The sequence below is a fragment of the Mesorhizobium sp. M1050 genome, from assembly GCF_040318715.1.
GTDB lineage: Bacteria > Pseudomonadota > Alphaproteobacteria > Rhizobiales > Rhizobiaceae > Mesorhizobium.
In genome coordinates this window covers 25,791-43,235 of sequence record NZ_JAMYMV010000034.1, presented here as the reverse complement: position 1 = coordinate 43,235, position 17,445 = coordinate 25,791, and the positions used below count along the sequence as shown (strand labels likewise).

General features: G+C 63.1%; 15 protein-coding genes. 10 read left to right on the top strand and 5 right to left on the bottom strand.

Annotation, left to right across the window (positions count from 1 at the left end):
* Positions 1 to 100: 100 nt before the first annotated feature.
* The 4 genes from NKH57_RS19040 to NKH57_RS19025 all read right to left on the bottom strand — a co-directional run bounded on the left by NKH57_RS19040 (position 101) and on the right by NKH57_RS19025 (position 4,309).
* The gene (locus NKH57_RS19040; RefSeq protein WP_352946175.1) at positions 101 to 1,195 is read right to left on the bottom strand and encodes an ABC transporter substrate-binding protein; all 1,095 of its coding nucleotides are present in this window, start codon (positions 1,193 to 1,195) and stop codon (positions 101 to 103) included.
* Positions 1,180 to 2,043 carry an ABC transporter permease gene (locus NKH57_RS19035; protein ID WP_352946172.1) on the bottom strand — a complete coding sequence of 288 codons (864 nt, stop codon included), beginning with the start codon at positions 2,041 to 2,043 and terminating at the stop codon, positions 1,180 to 1,182. Before NKH57_RS19035 ends, NKH57_RS19040 begins: the two co-directional genes overlap by 16 nt.
* Positions 2,040 to 2,924 (bottom strand): ABC transporter permease, encoded by an 885-nt coding sequence (locus NKH57_RS19030; protein WP_352946170.1) that lies wholly within the window; start codon positions 2,922 to 2,924, stop codon positions 2,040 to 2,042. The genes NKH57_RS19035 and NKH57_RS19030 overlap by 4 nt, the downstream gene beginning before the upstream one ends.
* Positions 2,925 to 3,025: 101 nt before the next feature.
* A complete protein-coding gene (locus tag NKH57_RS19025) occupies positions 3,026 to 4,309 on the bottom strand; it encodes an NAD(P)/FAD-dependent oxidoreductase (protein WP_352946167.1) in 1,284 nt (427 codons plus the stop codon).
* A 216-nt stretch (positions 4,310 to 4,525) separates the two neighbouring features.
* Here NKH57_RS19025 and NKH57_RS19020 point away from each other — a divergent pair, with 216 nt between their 5' ends.
* The 5 genes from NKH57_RS19020 to NKH57_RS19000 all read left to right on the top strand — a co-directional run bounded on the left by NKH57_RS19020 (position 4,526) and on the right by NKH57_RS19000 (position 10,078).
* Positions 4,526 to 5,677 (top strand): fumarylacetoacetate hydrolase family protein, encoded by a 1,152-nt coding sequence (locus NKH57_RS19020; RefSeq protein ID WP_352946164.1) that lies wholly within the window; start codon positions 4,526 to 4,528, stop codon positions 5,675 to 5,677.
* Positions 5,678 to 6,027: 350 nt separating this feature from the next.
* Positions 6,028 to 6,963 carry a substrate-binding domain-containing protein gene (locus NKH57_RS19015; protein WP_352946161.1) on the top strand — a complete coding sequence of 312 codons (936 nt, stop codon included), beginning with the start codon at positions 6,028 to 6,030 and terminating at the stop codon, positions 6,961 to 6,963.
* A gap of 120 nt (positions 6,964 to 7,083) precedes the next feature.
* Positions 7,084 to 8,070: an ABC transporter permease gene (locus tag NKH57_RS19010; RefSeq protein WP_352729171.1), complete on the top strand. Its 987-nt coding sequence runs from the start codon at positions 7,084 to 7,086 to the stop codon at positions 8,068 to 8,070.
* A 3-nt stretch (positions 8,071 to 8,073) separates the two neighbouring features.
* Complete coding sequence (locus NKH57_RS19005; RefSeq protein ID WP_023759036.1) at positions 8,074 to 8,865, top strand: ATP-binding cassette domain-containing protein; 792 nt, start codon at positions 8,074 to 8,076, stop codon at positions 8,863 to 8,865.
* A 190-nt stretch (positions 8,866 to 9,055) separates the two neighbouring features.
* The gene (locus NKH57_RS19000; protein ID WP_023759035.1) at positions 9,056 to 10,078 is read left to right on the top strand and encodes a LacI family DNA-binding transcriptional regulator; all 1,023 of its coding nucleotides are present in this window, start codon (positions 9,056 to 9,058) and stop codon (positions 10,076 to 10,078) included.
* A gap of 330 nt (positions 10,079 to 10,408) precedes the next feature.
* Here the strand turns inward: NKH57_RS19000 and NKH57_RS18995 are convergent, their stop codons facing one another.
* Complete coding sequence (locus tag NKH57_RS18995) at positions 10,409 to 10,999, bottom strand: TetR/AcrR family transcriptional regulator (RefSeq protein ID WP_023759033.1); 591 nt, start codon at positions 10,997 to 10,999, stop codon at positions 10,409 to 10,411.
* Between the two features lie 245 nt (positions 11,000 to 11,244).
* Between NKH57_RS18995 and NKH57_RS18990 the strand changes: the two genes are divergently transcribed.
* From NKH57_RS18990 to NKH57_RS18970, 5 genes are all read left to right on the top strand, one after another.
* On the top strand, positions 11,245 to 11,499 hold the full coding sequence (locus tag NKH57_RS18990) for a hypothetical protein (RefSeq protein ID WP_023759032.1): 255 nt from the start codon (positions 11,245 to 11,247) through the stop codon (positions 11,497 to 11,499).
* Positions 11,493 to 14,669 (top strand): efflux RND transporter permease subunit, encoded by a 3,177-nt coding sequence (locus tag NKH57_RS18985; protein WP_352946157.1) that lies wholly within the window; start codon positions 11,493 to 11,495, stop codon positions 14,667 to 14,669. The genes NKH57_RS18990 and NKH57_RS18985 overlap by 7 nt, the downstream gene beginning before the upstream one ends.
* A gap of 15 nt (positions 14,670 to 14,684) precedes the next feature.
* Positions 14,685 to 15,836, top strand: a complete 1,152-nt coding sequence (locus NKH57_RS18980; RefSeq protein WP_352946154.1) for an efflux RND transporter periplasmic adaptor subunit — start codon at positions 14,685 to 14,687, stop codon at positions 15,834 to 15,836.
* 356 nt (positions 15,837 to 16,192) lie between these two features.
* A complete protein-coding gene (locus tag NKH57_RS18975) occupies positions 16,193 to 17,299 on the top strand; it encodes a mandelate racemase/muconate lactonizing enzyme family protein (protein WP_352946151.1) in 1,107 nt (368 codons plus the stop codon).
* Between the two features lies 1 nt (position 17,300).
* Positions 17,301 to 17,435: a hypothetical protein gene (locus NKH57_RS18970; RefSeq protein WP_352946149.1), complete on the top strand. Its 135-nt coding sequence runs from the start codon at positions 17,301 to 17,303 to the stop codon at positions 17,433 to 17,435.
* Positions 17,436 to 17,445: the final 10 nt, after the last annotated feature.

Sequence of the window (17,445 nt, the reverse complement as noted above, 5' to 3'; positions counted from 1 at the left end):
GATGAGGGGTGTTGGCCGGAGCGCCGCCAGTGCCAAGCTGGAGCACCCCTCATCCGTCGCCTTCGGCGACACCTTCTCCCTCAAGGGGAGAAGGCCAGAGTCACCCGCCCGCCTTCACCTTCTCAAACATCTTGGCGAGCTCGTCATTCTGTTTCATCGGGCCGGTGAAGATGGTGGTCTTCAGCATCACCTCCGGATCTGACGGCAGTTGCAGCTTCTCCAGCTCCTCCTTCGGGACGGTGGCAAAGGCGGAGCTCAGCGAGCTGCCATAGCCATAGGCCTCGATCAGGTATTTGCCGGAATCGGCGTCCAGCCGGCTGTTGATGAAGTCGTAGGCGAGATCGACATTCTTGGCGTCCTTGAGCATGACGAAACCGCAGGCCCAGGTCAGCATGCCCTCCTTCGGCTTCATGAACTCGACCGGCACGCCCTGCTTCTTCAGTGAGGTGGCCGACGCGTTCCAGGTCATGGCGGCGACCAGCTGACCACTGGCCAGCGCCTGTTCGACCGAGGTCATGTCGGTTGTGTAGTTGGAAAGCAGCGGGCGCTGCTCGCGCAGCTTCTCGGCGACCTTGTCCATCTCGGCAGGCGTCATGTCGAACGGATTGACGCCGGCCAGGAGTGCGGCAACGATCGGCGTGTCGTGCACCGCATCGATCGTCGCCATGCGGCCGGCATACTGCTTGTCCCACAAAAGAGTCCAGCTCGCTTCCGGGTTCTTCACCAGATCGGTGCGGTAGAGGATCGAGGTGTTGCCCCAGTCCCACGGTACCATCCAGACCCTGCCGTCACCGGCCTGCAGGTCGGGCAGGTTCTTGAACACCGGGAAGATCGAATCCCAGTTCTTGATGCGCTTGGTGTCGATCGGCTGCAGCAGGCCTTCCTTGTTCCAGCGCGCCACCTTGTCATAGCAGGGGTGCGCAATATCGGGGCGGAAGCCGGCCTTGACCTTGGTGAAGGCGTCGTCGTCGTCGCCGAAGATCGAGGCCTCGACGCCGTCGGGGTGCGCGGCAAGGAAGCTCTTGTTGAAATCGGGCAGCTCGTAGCCCGACCAGGTGAAATATTGCAGCTTGTCGCCAGCGAAAGCGACCGTGGACGACAGCGCCAATGCCAGGGCGGCAAGACCGGCCCGGACAGTCTTTCCAGATATCAGGTCGCCAGATTTCAGGTCGCTAGATTTCAGGTCGAATGCCATTGCAGTTCTCCTCTCTTGGTTTGTTTTGGTTGCAGTGGAACGGCGGGCGCCGCTGCGGCCAGGCCGCGATGGCGTAGGATTTCGGCTGCTGCCGCGATGACGAAGGACACCGCCAGGATCGACGTGCCCAGCGCCATGACCGTCGGCAGCGATTTGGGGAACCTGAGCTGGCTCCAGATGTAGAGCGGCAGCGTCGGCTCGGTGCCGGCCAGGAAGAAGACGACGATGAATTCGTCGAAGGAGATCAGGAAGGCCAGCATGAAGGCCGAGACGATGGCCGGCAGGCTGAGCGGCAGCATGACTCGCCGGAACGTCGTCCAGTCTGAAGCGCCGAGATCGAGAGCCGCCTCGCGAATGGTTTTCGGGATGGCTGCGAAGCGGCTGCGCATGATCACCACCGTCGTTGGCAGCGCCACCAGGATGTGGCCGAGAACGATGGCAACGCGCGATGGCCCGAGGCCGATGAGGTTGATGAGGATGAGCAGCGATATGCCGACGATGACGCCGGGGATCAGGATCGGCAGCCGGGCAATGCCGCTAATGGTGACGGCCAGCGGCGAGCGGCCATAGAGATCCATGTAGGATACGGTGATGCCGCACAGCGTAGCCCCCGTGGCGGCAATGACGCCGATGACGAGGCTGTTCAGGAGCGCACTGGTCAGTGCCGAATTGCCGAACAAAGTCGCGTACCATTGCAAGGTAAAGCCTTGCAGCGGAAACGCTGCCTGGATCGAGTTGTTGAAGGAAAACAGCGGGATCAGCAGGACCGGCAGATAGAGAAAGACCAGGTAGGCGATAACGTAGACGCCAAGCCAGCGACCGCCTCGCTGCGTGCGTGTGGTTCTCATGTGCGGCTGCCAAATCTGCGGTCGGCGAAGCGCGCGACCAGCACCACGCAGAGGATGACCAGCATGACCGCGACGGAGAGTGCCGCGCCAAACGGCCAGTCATTGGCCTTGCCGAATTGCGCCTGGATCAGCGTACCGATCATCGTGCTGGCCGGACCGCCGACGAGGGCCGGCGTGACATAGTCGCCGACCGTCGGCACGAAGACGACAAGGGCTGCCGCCAGCACCCCCGGCATCGAATTGGGCAGCACGACACGGCGGAAAGAGGTGAAGGGCCGCGCGCCGAGATCGGAAGCGGCCTCGATCAGCGATTTCGGGATCGTGTCCAGCGCCACGTAGATCGGCAGGATGGCGAATGGCGCATAGGCGTGCGCCAGCGTGACGACGACGGCGGCCGGCGTGTTGAGAAAGGCCAATGTCGGCTCGGACCAGATGCCGCTTTCGATCAGCGCCGAGTTTAAAACGCCATTATAGGCCAGCACGATCTTCCAGGCGAAGACGCGCAGGAGATAGCTGGTCCAGAACGGTAGCGTTACCAGGAACAGCAGCAGGCCGCGCCGCCGGCCGGCGTGGAAGGCGAGATAGTAAGCGACGGGATAGGCGGTGACGACCGTGGCCAGCGTGACCAGGCCGGCAATGATCAGCGAGCGCAGTGTGACCGTCCAGTACAGCGGATCGGACACCACGGTGACAAAATTCGCCACGGTGAAATCGGCGCCAAGCAGCGAACCGTCATTGCCGCGGAAGGCGAGGAAAAGCACCAGGCCGAGGGCAAACAGGATCAGCAGGAAGGTGACAAGCGCGCCCGGCAGCAGCATGGAGACCCGGAAGCCCGATGACGACCGGGCCTCTGGCGCTGGTGCTGCAACGATGGTCGACATCGACCTGCCTACCGAATTTTGAAATTGGCTTAGAGTTTTTCATATTCATGAAACTGTCAAGCGGAATCCCAACCGAACCCCGTTGGAATGAATTGCCGTGGTCAGCGCTCCAGCGCGTCGAGCAGGCGATACCAGGCGATGGTCGCGGCGACGCCGACCTGCCGGAAGGCGTGGAATGGGATCGGCTGGATCGTTGAAAGCGGGAACGGCAATTGCCTCGCGTCGCCACTTTGGAGATAGCCAGCGATACGCCCGCCAAGCGCTGTCATCAGGCCGATACCGCGGCCCTGGCAGCCGACCACGGCAAGCAGGCCCTGCTCCGGCTCGTGGATGTGCGGCAGGTGGTCCGGCGTCATCGCCACCCGGCCGAACCAGCGCTTCTCGATAGCGATTTCGGACAGCATGGGGTAGAGCCGCCGCAGCGCCCGCTCGAGATGTGCCCAGTCACTGGTGCTCGTCGGCAAGGCCATGCGGCCACGCCCGCCAAGCACCAGCCGCCCGTCGGCGCTCTTGCGGTAGTAGACGAGAATGCGCCTGGAGTCCGACACCGCCTGCCCCTGCGGCAGGATCGTGGCTGAAAAGTCGGGTGGCAATCGCGCTGTCGCGATCTGGAACGAATGCAACGGCACGATCGTGTCGGCGAGGCCGGGGACCAGACCATCCGTATAGGCATTGGTCGCCAGCACGACCGCTTTTGCCTGCAATTGCACCCCGTTCTCGGTTGAGATCCGCCAAACGCCGGCGCTCTTCTCCAACCGGACCACCTTCTGGTGTTCGGCGATTTTCGCGCCCGCTGCCGCGGCAATTCGTGCGAGTTCCGACGTGTAAGCAAGCGGATCGATGACGCCAGCGCGGCGATCGAGCCAGCCGCCGAGATAGCCCTGCGCGCCGGTCATCGCCGTAATCTCCGTCGCGCTCAAAAGCCTGACATCGGCACCGCGCGCCCGCCACTGCCGGTCACGGTTTGCCGCGGCCTTCAGCGCAACCTCGGTGTGCGCCGCCTGGATCCAGCCATTGCGAACGAACGGCACCGCCAATTTTTCGCCGCGGATCAACTCGAAGACGGCATCGGCGGTCGAGGCGGCGAAATCGATGAGAGCTTCGCCGCGCTCCGGGCCAAAATGCGCCAGCAGCCATTCCGGATCGTATTTCAGGCCGGGAATGACCTGGCCGCCATTCAGTCCTGATGCACCCTGGCCTATTTCGCCGGCCTCCAGCACCTGCACGGACAGGCCAAGGCGGGCAGCATGCAAGGCAGTCGACAGCCCCATGATCCCACCGCCGACAATGACGACGTCGGCACATTCGCCGCTGGGAAAAAGCGATTGAAACGTCGAGGCCGCTTGCGACTTGCGCCAGATCGGATCGGAGAATGGTGCGGGCAAGAGGTTCACCTGGATGCGCTACGTCAGGTGAAAATCCTAGTCAGGATTTCACAGTTTTGAAAGAGCATTCCAACTTTTGTCTCTGGACCCCGACGCCAGCAGACCCATCGGACAATTGCAGTCCCAAGACGGGATAGACCTTTGACCGGAATCCGGTGAAAGTGCCGCGCCGATCCAGCCAGCCGCATTGCCGATCATTTCAGAGGACCGACTACCATGACGAACCAGACGCATCTGCCCACCGAGGGGCTTTTTGTCGGCCGCGCCAGCAGCGCCTCGCATCCGCTGGTGGTCACGGTGCGCGACGGCACGGTCTTTGACATCACGTCGCGTGCGGCGCCAACCATGCGCGACCTTTGCGAGCTGGACGACCCGGCAGGGCACGTCCGCTCGGCCAAGGGCAAACCGATCGGATCGCTCGATGACATCGCCGCCAACAGTTTTGAAACCAGGCGCGATCCGGCAAAGCCGTATTTGCTCTCCCCAGTCGACCTGCAGGCCGTAAAAGCCTCGGGCGTCACCTTTGTCGTCAGCCTGCTGGAACGGGTGATCGAGGAACAGGCGCGCGGCTCTGCGGAGAAGGCGGACGCCATCCGCGCCGACATTGCCGGACTGATCGGCCACGATCTGTCGAAACTGAAGCCCGGTTCGCCCGAAGCGATGGAGATCAAGGCCAAGCTCATCGCGCGCGGCGCCTGGTCGCAATATCTGGAGGTCGGCATCGGCCCGGATGCCGAGATCTTCACCAAATGCCAGCCGATGGCTTCGGTCGGCTTCGGCGCCGATGTCGGACTGCATCCCGTGTCGACCTGGAACAATCCGGAGCCCGAGATCGCCATGATCGCCGCGAGCAGCGGCAGGATCGTCGGCGCCACCATCGGCAACGACGTCAATCTGCGTGACGTCGAGGGGCGTTCGGCGCTGCTGCTCGGCAAGGCCAAGGACAACAATGCCTCGGCCGCACTCGGCCCCTTCATCCGCCTGTTCGACGACACGTTCTCGATCGATGATGTCAAGCGCGCGGTCGTGCGCCTCAAGGTCGAGGGCGAGGACGGGTTTTCGCTGGAGGGCGCGAGCTCGATGGCCGAGATCAGCCGCTCGCCGGAAGATCTGGTTGCCGCCGCCATGGGTCCGCACCACCAGTATCCGGACGGGCTGGCACTCTATCTCGGCACCATGTTCGTGCCGTCGAAGGATCGCGGCGAAAAGGGCAAGGGTTTTACCCACAAGGTCGGCGACATCGTCACCATCTCGTCGGAAAAATTCGGCGCGCTGGTCAACAGGGTGCGGCTGTCGCCCGATTGCCCGCACTGGACCTACGGCGCCAGCCATCTGATGCGGGAACTGGCGAAGGCCGATCTGATCTAGCACCTTTCGACACGCAGCCGTGGGTTCGGTTGTTGGCGCTGGTCCGGGGAGTGGCCGCCGGCGTCATCCCCGTCAGTGCTGGTTGCGCTATCGCGGCTCGGACAAACAGGACGACCCGTTCAGCTCAGCTCGACGCCAGTTATCCGACAGTCTGAAAAATCACATCAACTGATGCGATCTGATGGGAGCGCTGATGGCGCCCCGTCAGGCGCCAACTACATCTGCAGACGGAGGCTTGCCAATCGCCGAAAAAGGGAATGCTCTGACGGCGCTGGTAAAGACGCAATCCGGCGGTCGCCGGAACAAGGGACGGATTGAGAACTGACCATCGACAAACGGGAGGAAATCAAATGCTGACACGGCTAAGACTTGTCCTATACGGCCTGTTGGTGGCGCTGACGATTGTTCCGGCAGCGGCACAGGCCAAGACATTCTACTGGATTTCGCATGGCGGCCCGGCCGATCCGGTCTGGACCTACTTCCTGGCCGGCGCCAAGCAATGGGCCAAGGACACCGGCAACACCGTCAACACCTCGTTCCACAATGGCGATGTCGCCTCGCAGCAGGAAGCGGTTCGCGCCGCCCTCTCCGCCAAGGCCGATGGCATCGTCACCACGAGCCCCGATCCGGGCAGCCTGGTAGAGATCGTCAAGGAAGCGCGTGCGGCGAAAGTGCCGATCATCAATTTCAACACGCCGGACCCGAAAGCGGACTTCAACGCGTATGTCGGCGGCGACAACGTCACCTTCGGCAAGCACTGGGCACAATACCTGGTCGACAAGGGGCTGGTGAAGAAGGGCGACTTCGTCTGGATGCCGGTCGAGGTCCCCGGCGCCACCTATGGCGTCCAGGAAGAAGAAGGCATCAAGAGCGTCTTCGGGCCGCTCAGCATCACCTATGAAATCACCGAAGCCACGCTCGACCAGGCTGAAGTGATCAACCGCATGGTCGACTACCTCACAGCCAACAAAACCAAGGTCAAGGCGATCATCGGCCTCGGCGACCTCGTTACCGGCTCGATCAAGCGGGTGTTCGACCAGGTCGGCATCAAGCCGGGTGAAATCCCGGTCGTCGGCTGGGGCAACTCGCTCGACACCACCCAGGAAGTGCTGAACGGCTACGTCAATGCCGGCCAGTGGCAGGATCCGCAGGCGACCAGCTATGTCGCACTCTCGCTCGCCAATATGGCCGCGAGCGGCATTCCTCCGGGCTTCAACGTCATCACCGGCGCGCTCTACGAGAAGGACACCGCGCAGGTCTACGACAACATCCTGTCCGGCAAGTAATATCCCGTGCCCAAACAGTCGCGATCGCCTCGGTGGTCGCGACTGGCTTCCTATTTTCGCCGAGCCGTTCACGCACGGATATGCAGGGCTCAGCCTTTCCACCCATATCGCGGGTTGCTCGTGGAAAATCGTTCGTTCATCCAACACTTCGTCGCACGGCCAGAATTCGGCCCCCTCGTGCTGCTCGTCGTCGAGATCGCCGTTTTCTGGGGCATCAACCACGACTTCCTGTCGCCGCAGAACATCTCCAACACGCTTGCCTTCACGGTCGAGCTCGGCCTGATCGCGCTGGCGATGACGCTGTTGATGACCTCGGGCGAATTCGACCTCTCGGTCGGTTCGCTGTTCGGTTTCTCGCCGGTGCTGATGTGGACGCTGTTCAACAGCGGCCTGACATCGCTGGAGGTCGGCTTTGTCGCCGCACTGCTGGTTGCCGGCTTCATCGGGCTGGTCAACGGCTGGTTCGTCACGCAGCTCAAGATCCCGTCCTTCCTGGTGACACTCGGCATGCTTTTGGTGGTACGCGGTACCGCCCTTTTCGTCACCGATGGCTTTCCGCAGCGCACCTGGAGCGCGGAAGGCAGCTGGCTGGCAGAGGCGCTGGTCGGCGATTTCTTCATCGGGCCGTTCCGCATCTACATGTCGCTCTTCTGGTTCATCGCCGCGGCCATCGCGCTCGGCTATGTGCTGACGCAGAGCCGGACCGGCAATTGGATCCAGGCGGCCGGCGGCAATCCCAATGCGGCGCGCGCCCGCGGCGTCAATGTCAGCGGCGTCAAGATCGGCCTGTTCGTGCTGTCGTCGGTCATGGCCTCGCTTGCCGGCGTCATCTCCTCGTTGCGCACCTCGGCTGCCAACCCCAACAGCGGCACCGGCTACGAGCTGGAAGTCATAGCCATGGTGGTGATCGGCGGTACAGCACTCACCGGCGGGCGCGGCACCATCATCGGCACCGTGCTCGGCATCCTGATCCTGCGCGTGATGCGCAACGGCATCGTGCTGATCGGCGTGCCAGGCCTTGCCTACAACATCTTCATCGGCGCGATCATCCTTGGCATGATGGCGCTCCATTCATGGCTGGAACGCCGGCATCAGGCAGGGACTTGAACCATGGCCGAACCACTGATCCGCATGCAGAACATCCGCAAGTCCTATGGCCGCGTCCAGGCATTGGAGGATGCCAATTTCCATGTCAACGAACGGGAGATCGTCGGCCTGCTCGGCGACAATGGCGCCGGCAAGTCGACGCTGATCAAGGTGCTTTCGGGTGCCGTTCCATTGACCAGCGGCGATATCTTCATCCGCGGCCAGAAGGTGAGCCTGCGCAGCACCAGCGACGCCATCGCCCAGGGCATCGAAACGATCTACCAGGACTCGGCACTGGTCACGCAATTGTCGATCGCCCGCAATCTGTTCCTCGGGCGCGAGCCGCTAAAGCCACCGCGCTTCCTCAACCGGATGGACCAGGACGCGATGAACACGGTCGCCCGCGATCTGCTCAAACAGGTCGGCATCTCCAAGAACATACCGCCGACGACGCCGATCGGCTCGCTGTCGGGCGGCGAGCGCCAGGCGGTGGCGATCGCGCGCGCCATGCATTTCGACAGCGACTTGATCATCCTCGACGAGCCGACCAACAATCTCGGCGTCGCCGAAACACAGGGCGTGCTCAGCTTCGTTCGCAACGCCCGCGATTCCGGTCATTCCTGCATCTTCATCGCGCATAACATCCACCATGTCTTCCAAGTGGTCGACCGCATCGTCGTCATGCGCCGGGGCAAGGTGGTCGCCGACGACATCGACCCCAAGAAGACCAGCGTGTTGGAAGTCGAGCGGATCATCACCGGCATGTCGGACAAGGAAATCCGTGATGCCATTGCCGATGGCAAGCCATCGCACTGACTATCTGTGATGGACGGCAATCATCCGTCACTCAGGTCGCATCGTTCATCTGGCGCGGCCTCGCATCGGCGCATAGGTTGCGGCATGAAAGCCACCGTCTCGTATTTCGCCCGCAATTGCGGGCCGTGGGTTGCGGCATGAAAGCCACCGTTTCGGATCACGCCCGCAATTGCGGGCCGGGGGTTGCGGCATGAAAGCCACCGTCTCGGATATCGCCCGCAATTGCGGGCTGTCTACCGCAACGGTCGACAGGGTGCTCAATAGCCGGCCGGGTGCGAGCGCCGCCAACCGGCAGCGCGTCATGGAGGCGGCCAAGCAGCTCGGCTATCTGCCGGTCGCGGATCAGGTGACGCTGCCCTCGCGGCCCGCGCACCTCGAATTCCTGCTGCCGATCGGCAGCAATGCCTTCATGCGCGATCTTGCCGGCCATATCGAGGATTACGCCGCGCGCCTGCCGCTCGTCGCCTCGTGCCGGATCCACAACCTCGCAGGCATCTCGCCGAACGCGCTGCAGAGTGCCGTCGAAAATCTCTCGCTCAAGGCCAATGGCGTCGGTGTCATCGCCGTCGATCATCCGCGTACGCGCAACATCCTGCGCGACATCGTCGACGCCGGCATGCGCCTGGTGACGCTGGTGTCCGATGTTCCGGCGGCACCGCGCTCGGCCTATGTCGGCATCGACAACCGGGTGGCGGGACGAACGGCGGCGCTGTTGATGGGACGCTTCCTTGGCGGCCGCACCGGCCATCTGGCGATGGTCGTCGGCTCCCGCTCTTATCGCGGCCACGAGGAACGCGAGATGGGTTTCCGATCGGTGCTCAATGAAGAGTTTCCCAACCTGACGGTGAGCAGCGCAGTCGAGATCAACGACGAGCCTGAGATTAGCTATGCCGAAACCATGAAGGCACTGCGCAACGAACCGGAACTGCTGGGCATCTATTGCGTCGGAGCCGGACATTCGGGCGTTGCAAGGGCGATTCGGGAAGCGAGGCCGAACCGCAAACCGGTGTTCATCTGCCACGACCTCACCAAGGACACACGCGGCCATCTGGTCGACGATCTGCTCGATGTCGTCATCGACCAGAATGCCAGGCTGATCGCGGAACAGTCGGTCATTCGCCTGCTCGGCTCGATTGCCTCCTCGGCGCCCTACCTTACCAGGAAGTTCATCGAACCGCGGTTGATCTTCAGGGAAAACATTCCGGTGCAGTGAGGTGGGCGACTTGGTAAGGCACAATCCGGATTTGTACGACAATTGACACGGCAAATCTGCACAGCAGCTATGCAGGATTCATTATTGCCGAATCATTGGGCAAATCGTAGTTTCTGGTTGTCGGCCATCTACTCCTCCCAGATGCGATGCCGACGCTGAATGGGGTGCACCTCCTCCCGCACCACATTCGAAATCGAGCCCGCTGCCACCTCCTCCCGGCAGCGGGCTTTTTTTGTTTTGTCCTTGGAAATTTCCGGTGCAGCCTGCGTTGGACCGGCGGTGATCGCCTCGGTCACACGACGGGCAAGACGCCAACAGTCGCGGTGGAAATCAACCGGCGGCGGTGCCCCGGAAGGAAACGATCAACCCTTCGGCCATGCGCACGAACTGCATGCTAGGACCTTCGTTTCCCACGGTCTGCACGCTGACACGCGCGCCCTCGAACAGCAGCGACAGCGTATCGGCGAGCAGTTCGGCCTGACCGATACCCGCATCCCTGCATAGCGTTACAAGGCGCTCACGCTGGGCTTCCTTGAGCTCCTTGATCACCAGCCTGGCCGGATGGTCCGGCTCGGTCAGTTCAGCGGCGGCATTGGCCATGTCGCAGCCACGACCGTCAGCATTGAGCATGGCAGCCGCCTTGCGAACCCAGGCATGCAGCTGGGCAAGCTTGTCACCAGGAAATTCGGCTTCAAATACATCCCACATAGCGCCGGCCTTGGCCGCATTGGCGCGCAGGCATTCGACGATCAGTTCGTCCTTGGATTCGAAGTGACGATAGAGCGTCATCTTGTTCGTGCCGGCAGCTTCGGTGATGGCGTCGACCCCGACGCCCTTGATGCCATGCTTGTGGAACATGTCGCGTGCCGTCTCCAGGATCCGCTCCCGTGGACGAGAGCGCTCCACGACGCCTTCTGTCATCATGATCTCCTTTCGTTTCCAAAAAACCCTCGGCCACCTCTTGACTAGGGTGTTACCGGTCTGTAACTTCCAGAATGTTACTTACTGGTAACACCTCTATCGTCCGTCGTCAATAACAAGGCCGTGAACTGGCCCTGCCAGGCGAAGGCGGATGAAAAACTGCCAATCATGCGGCCTCGGCCGGTGAAGAGATGAAAAACGGTTCGCGAGCATGGGCTGCGAACCGACAGACAAGGAGCCGGCCAATGCCACAGCGCCGCGATCTTACCATAGAGGAAGCCGTCCGGGATCCGATGATCCGGCTGGTCATGAAAGCCGATGGCGTCGATCCGCGCGCCTTCGAAAACATGCTGCGCTCACTCGCCGATGCGCAGCAGCGCGAGGTGCCGTTATTCCGTTCGCAGGATGAGTTCGGTGTCGGGCGCGCTCAACGGTTGTCCAGGGTTGCCAGTGCCTTCGGCAGGGCAACGGCGGCCGGGGAGGCGTGTGTGTCGTGGTAAACTTTTTCATCCATCGTCCGATCTTCGCCTCGGCGATCGCCATCATCATGGTGCTCGCCGGGACGATTTGTTATTTCCTGCTGCCCGTCTCCCAGTTCCCCGACATCACACCGCCGCAGGTCGTGGTCAGCGCCCATTATCCGGGCGCCAGCGCGCAAGTGGTGGCAGACACGGTAACGACGCCGCTCGAGCAGCAGATCAACGGCGTGCAAGGCATGACCTACATGTCGTCGACGAGCTCCAATGACGGCTCCTCGACCATCACCATCACCTTCGATGTCGGCTATTCGCTGAGCACCGCCGCGGTCGACGTCCAGAACCGCGTCTCGCAGGCGGCCTCGTCGCTGCCGGCGATCGTCAACCAGGGCGGCGTGACGATCAAGAAGCAGAACCCGAACTTCGTCCTCATCGTCAACCTGACCTCGCCGGACAGTTCCGTCGATCCGGTGGCGCTGAGCAACCTTGCCTATCTGCAGGTGGTCGATCCGCTGAAGCGGTTGCCCGGCGTCGGCGACGTGCAGATCTTCGGCGAGCGCCGCTATTCGATGCGCGTCTGGCTCGATCCCGACAAGCTTGCCAATCTCGGCATCACCGCGGTCGACGTGCAAAACGCCATCGCCGAACAGAATGTCCAGGTGGCGGCCGGCAAGATCGGCCAGTCCCCGGCCCCGGCTGGCACCGCTTTCGAGATGCAGGTCAATGCCGTCGGTCGCCTGAGCGATCCCAAGGAATTTGGGGACATCGTCGTGCGCGCCAATACCGGCACCGGCTCGCTGGTTCGGCTGCGCGACGTCGCCCGCATCGAACTCGGAGCGCTGCAATATTCGTCGTCCGCCTTCTTCGGCAAGGATCCGACCGTCGTGCTCGCCGTCTACCAGATGCCGGGTTCCAACGCGCTCGATCTGCAGCAGCGCGTCAAGGACAAGATGCAGGAGCTGTCCGGCCGTTTCCCGAAGGGCGTCTCCTATGCGATGCACTACGACACGACCCGCTTCGTCTCGGCATCGATGCATGACGTGCTGATCACGCTCGGCGAAGCGCTGGTGCTGGTCGTCGCCGTGGTGTTCATCTTCCTGCAAAGCTGGCGCACGACGATCATCCCGACCATCGCCATACCGGTTTCGCTGGTGGCGACGCTGGTCGTCATGGAGATGCTCGGCTTCTCGCTCAACATGCTCTCCCTGCTCGGCATGGTGCTGGCGATCGGCCTCGTCGTCGACGATGCCATCGTCGTGGTCGAGAATGTCGAACGACAGCTGGAGGCCGGGCTCAAACCGCTGGCGGCAACGAAAGCGGCGATGGCCGAAGTCACCGGTCCTATCATCGCCACGACGGCGGTGCTGATGGCCGTGTTCGTCCCGGTTGCCTTCATTCCGGGCGTCTCCGGCAGGCTTTACAATCAGTTCGCGCTGACGGTGGCGATTTCCGTCGGCATCTCCGCCTTCAACTCGCTGACGCTGAGCCCCGCGCTCAGTGCCGCCTTCCTGCGGCATCGCGGCGAGACGCAGTTCGCCCCGTTCCGCTGGTTCAACACAGGCTTCGACAGGCTGTCGCATGCTTATGCGCACGGCGTGCGCATTCTCATCCGCCTGCGCTGGATCATGCTCGGCCTGTTCGCGGCCGGACTGGTCGCCACCTACTTCGTCTGGCAGCGCCTGCCCTCGACCTTCCTTCCGGTCGAGGACCAGGGCTATTTCTTCGTCGTCATCCAGTTGCCCGACGGCGCTTCGCTGGAACGCACCGACGCGGTGGCCAAGAAGGCGCGCGACATCCTGCAGGCAACGCCCGGCGTCGAAATCGTCGGCTCGATCAGCGGCCTGAACTTCCTGACCAGTGCGGCTCAATCGAACTCGGCGGTCGAGTTCGCCATCCTGAAGCCATGGGAGGAACGCGGTCCCGATCAGAGCGCCTCCAAGCTCGTCGCCGACGTGCGCGGCAAGCTGATGCAGATCCCGGAAGCCTTCGCGCTGAGCTTCGATCCACCGTCGATCCCGGGTATCGGCACTACGGGTGGCTTCGAGTTCGTCGTCGAGGATCTCACCGGTCGTGGCAGCACGGCTCTCAACGATGCGACGCAAGCCGTGATCGCCGAGGCGCGCAAGCAGCCGGAGATCAATCCGCAGCAGCTGTTCTCGCCGTTCTCGACCTCGACGCCGCAGTTCAACTACGACCTCGACCGCAGCAAGGCGAAACTGCTCGGCCTTAACCTGCCGGATGTGTTCAGCACGCTGCAGATTTATCTCGGCTCGCTCTACGTCAACGATTTCAACCTGTTCGGCCGCACCTTCCGGGTGACCATCCAGGCTGACAAGGATGCACGTGCGGGCGCTGCCGACATTTCGCGGCTCTATGTGCGCAATGCCTCCGGCGGCATGGTGCCGCTCAGCACACTGGGCAAGCTCGTGCCGTTCGTCGGCCCGGAAACCGTGCCGCACTACAACAACAACGCCTCGGCCTCGATCAATGGCGGCGCTGCACCGGGCTTCTCCTCGGGCCAGGCGGTCGCCGCGATGGAACGGGCCGCCGCCACCGCGCTGCCCAGGGATTTCGGTTTCGAATGGACCGGCATCACCTTCCAGGAGCTCAAGGCAGGATCGATCGCGTCCGTCGTCTTCGGCCTCGCCATCGTCTTCGTCTTCCTGATCCTGGCGGCGCAGTACGAGAGCTGGGCGATGCCATTCATGGTGTTGCTGGCGGTGCCGCTCGCTCTGTTCGGCGCGTTCGTGGTGCTGTGGATGCGCGGCATGCAGATCGACGTCTACTCGCAGATCGGCTTCGTTATGCTGATCGGCCTGGCGGCGAAGAACGCGATCCTGATCGTCGAGTTCGCCCGGCGACGGCGCGAGGAAGGCTTGAGCATTGTCGAGGCGGCGATGGAAGCCGCCCGGCTCAGGCTGCGGCCGATCCTGATGACGGCCTTCGCCTTCATCCTCGGCGTGCTGCCGCTGATGTTTGCGACCGGCGCCGGTGCAGCAAGCCGTCAGTCGATCGGCACCACCGTCTTCGGCGGCATGGTCGCCGCGACCATCCTGTCGCTGGTGTTCGTGCCGGTCTTCTACGCGGTCATCGAACAGCTGCGCGAACGCCGCGGCAATGACGAGCCCGCTACTCAAGACAATGAGCCAACGACTGAGCACGCCTTCCCGCCCCTGGCGGAAGCGGCCGAATAAGATTGGAGACCGATCATGCGTAAATGGAAAATCGCTTTGGGAACGGCTGTCGCGCTGGGTGCGATCTCGGTGGCCAGCGTCCACCTGCTGGACATGGGCAATCTCAGCCTCAATGCCGGCACGGCCGGCGCCGCACCCGCCCCGGCGGCGTTCGTCATGCCGGTGCCGGTGGTCAGCGTCGTCAGGAAGACGATCCCGATCTACCTCGACTACGCCGCGCGGACGGAACCGATCCGCAGCATCACCTTGCAAGCCAGGATTCCAGGCTATCTGCAGGAACAGAACGCTGCTGACGGCGTCGACGTCCGGCAAGGCGATCTTCTCTACAAGATCTCGCCTGACGACTTCCAGGCCGCTCTTGACCAGGCGAAGGCGCAGGTGCAGCGCGACGTGGCAACGCTCGACTACGCCCGCTCCAATCTTGGCCGCGGCACCGAGCTTGCCAAGAGCGGTTACCTCGCCAAGGACGGCTTCGACCAGCGCACCAGCACCTTGCGCGAGGCACAGGCGTCGCTCGCGCTCAACCAGGCGGCGGTCCGCACGGCAGAGCTCAATTTGAGCTATTCCGAAATCCGTGCGCCGTTTGGTGGACGCCTCGGCCGCAACCAGGCCTCGGTCGGAACGCTGGTCAGCGTCGCCGGCACGGTGCTCAACACGCTGGTGCAGCTCGATCCGATCTACGTCACCTTCAATCCGAGCGAGACAGATCTGGCCGAGATTGAACAGGCCCGCGCCAACGGCCCGATCGAGGTCGAGGTCCTGCTTCCCGGCCAGACCGAGGCGAGCCAGAAGGGCGAACTGACCTTCATCGACAATTCGGTCGACCGTTCGACCGGCACCATCACCGCGCGGGCGACGATCGGCAACGGCAAGTTCACCCTGTTGCCGGGCCAATATGTTCGTGTCCGGCTGCATGTGAGGCAGCAGGCCGATGCGCTCATGGTGCCGCAGACGGCGCTGGGCTCGAGCCAGCTCGGCAAATATCTCTATGTCGTCGGCAAGGGCAACACGGTCGACCAGCGGCTGGTTTCGCTCGGCCCGACGAGCGGCGATCAGGTCGCCATCTTAAGCGGCGTCGCCGAGGGCGATCAGGTCATCACGGGCAATCTGCAGAAGATCGGACCCGGAATGCCTGTATCTCCAACGCCGGAAAAGCCGGCCACCTGAACTCCCCCGTCAGGACCGGCTTCAGCGCGGCGCCCCGCCCGTCCCACAGGCCGCGGGCGCCGCTTTCGTGAGCAGTCCCCCCAGTCAGGAATGGCCGAGACGCACCGACACCGGTGACATCGCGATCGGCCGGCCAGTCTCGGGATCGGCGCGGGCCATGACGCGGTGACCAACGGCGAGGCCCAGTCTCGCCGAGATGATCGCCAGGCCGGCGCCTTCGAAGAATTCATAATGGCTCTTGTTCGATTGTCGACAACCTGATTGGGTTGCTGTCTCTCCTACGCGCGCGGCCTCGAACAGTGCCCGTTGAAAGGCGTTTGACTCGTCCCCACTATCGCAGCCAACGGAAAAGACACGTGCAGATCCAAACCATCAAAGCCTACCATGTCGTGCAGCCTTTCGTGGACGGGCCCTACCGCATGTCGAAGGGGCGCGTTGCCGATGCCTTCGACGCTGTGATCGTGTCCATTACCTCCGACAGCGGCCTCACCGGCTGGGGCGAAATGGCGCCGCTCGGCAATTTCTATTCGCCTGCCTTCGCGGCCGGCGTCCGCGCCGGCGTGGTGGAGATCGCCCCGCATCTGATCGGCCACGATCCACGCGGGCTTGCCAGCGTCGGGCGGCTGATGGACACGGTGTTCAAGGGTCATCCCTACATCAAGTCGGCGCTGGACATGGCGTGCTGGGATCTCGCGGCGCGCGCCGCCGACGTGCCGCTGGTGACGCTGCTCGGCGGCCAGGAGAGCGAGACGGCCGAACTCTACAAGGTCGTCACGCATGGCAGGGTCGAGGCCATGGCCACGCTGGCCAAGCGCATCGTCAAGGACGGCTTCCACCGGCTGCAGGTCAAGGTCGGCGGCAATGTCCACGACGACATCGAGCGCGTCACAGCGGTCGCCGCCTCGGTGCCGAAAGGCACGGTTATCTTCTGCGACGCCAATGCCGGCTGGACGCCCTACCAGGCGCGCCAGTTTGCCGACGCCACACGGGCCATCGACTATACATTCGAGCAGCCCTGCACGACGATCGACGAATGCATGTCGGTGCGCCGCTCACTCGACAAGCCGATGGTGCTCGACGAGTCCGTCGCCTCGCTGGAGGACATGCTCGACATCCACCGCAAGGGTGCTGCCGACGGGTTGACGCTGAAGATTTCGCGGCTCGGCGGCGTGAGCAGGACGCGGCAGATCCGCGACCTTGCCGTCGACCTCGGCTTCATGATCACCGTCGAGGACACCGGTGGCGCCGAGATCGACACCGCTGCCATGGCGCATATGTCGCTGTCGACGCCCGAAGAGCGCCGGCTGCACGCCATCGCTTTCCATGAATGGGTGGCGGTGCGCACGGCGTCGAACATGCCGCCGGTCGCCGGCAGCCGCATGGGTATCCCGGACGGACCGGGGCTTGGCATCGACGTCGTTCCCGACCTGCTCGGGAAAGCTTTCTTCGAGGTCGGCCGCTGAGATGAAAATCCGCGGCATCAAAGCCGCGCCGATCAATTTGCGCCTCGAAGCGCCCTACGCCTGGCTGTTCGGCGCGTTCGACGGGTTTTCGCCGACCATTGTCGAGGTCGAGGATGGGCGCTTGATCGGGACGTAGCGCAGCGCGT

Excerpts from the sequence above, each read along its gene's own strand:
- NKH57_RS19040 (WP_352946175.1), bottom strand. The coding sequence starts at position 1,195 with ATGGCATTCGACCTGAAATCTAGCGACCTGAAATCTGGCGACCTGATA.
- NKH57_RS19035 (WP_352946172.1), bottom strand. The coding sequence starts at position 2,043 with ATGAGAACCACACGCACGCAGCGAGGCGGTCGCTGGCTTGGCGTCTAC.
- NKH57_RS19030 (WP_352946170.1), bottom strand. The coding sequence starts at position 2,924 with ATGTCGACCATCGTTGCAGCACCAGCGCCAGAGGCCCGGTCGTCATCG.
- NKH57_RS19020 (WP_352946164.1), top strand. The coding sequence starts at position 4,526 with ATGACGAACCAGACGCATCTGCCCACCGAGGGGCTTTTTGTCGGCCGC.
- NKH57_RS19015 (WP_352946161.1), top strand. The coding sequence starts at position 6,028 with ATGCTGACACGGCTAAGACTTGTCCTATACGGCCTGTTGGTGGCGCTG.
- NKH57_RS19005 (WP_023759036.1), top strand. The coding sequence starts at position 8,074 with ATGGCCGAACCACTGATCCGCATGCAGAACATCCGCAAGTCCTATGGC.
- NKH57_RS19000 (WP_023759035.1), top strand. The coding sequence starts at position 9,056 with ATGAAAGCCACCGTCTCGGATATCGCCCGCAATTGCGGGCTGTCTACC.
- NKH57_RS18995 (WP_023759033.1), bottom strand. The coding sequence starts at position 10,999 with ATGACAGAAGGCGTCGTGGAGCGCTCTCGTCCACGGGAGCGGATCCTG.
- NKH57_RS18990 (WP_023759032.1), top strand. The coding sequence starts at position 11,245 with ATGCCACAGCGCCGCGATCTTACCATAGAGGAAGCCGTCCGGGATCCG.
- NKH57_RS18980 (WP_352946154.1), top strand. The coding sequence starts at position 14,685 with ATGCGTAAATGGAAAATCGCTTTGGGAACGGCTGTCGCGCTGGGTGCG.
- NKH57_RS18970 (WP_352946149.1), top strand. The coding sequence starts at position 17,301 with ATGAAAATCCGCGGCATCAAAGCCGCGCCGATCAATTTGCGCCTCGAA.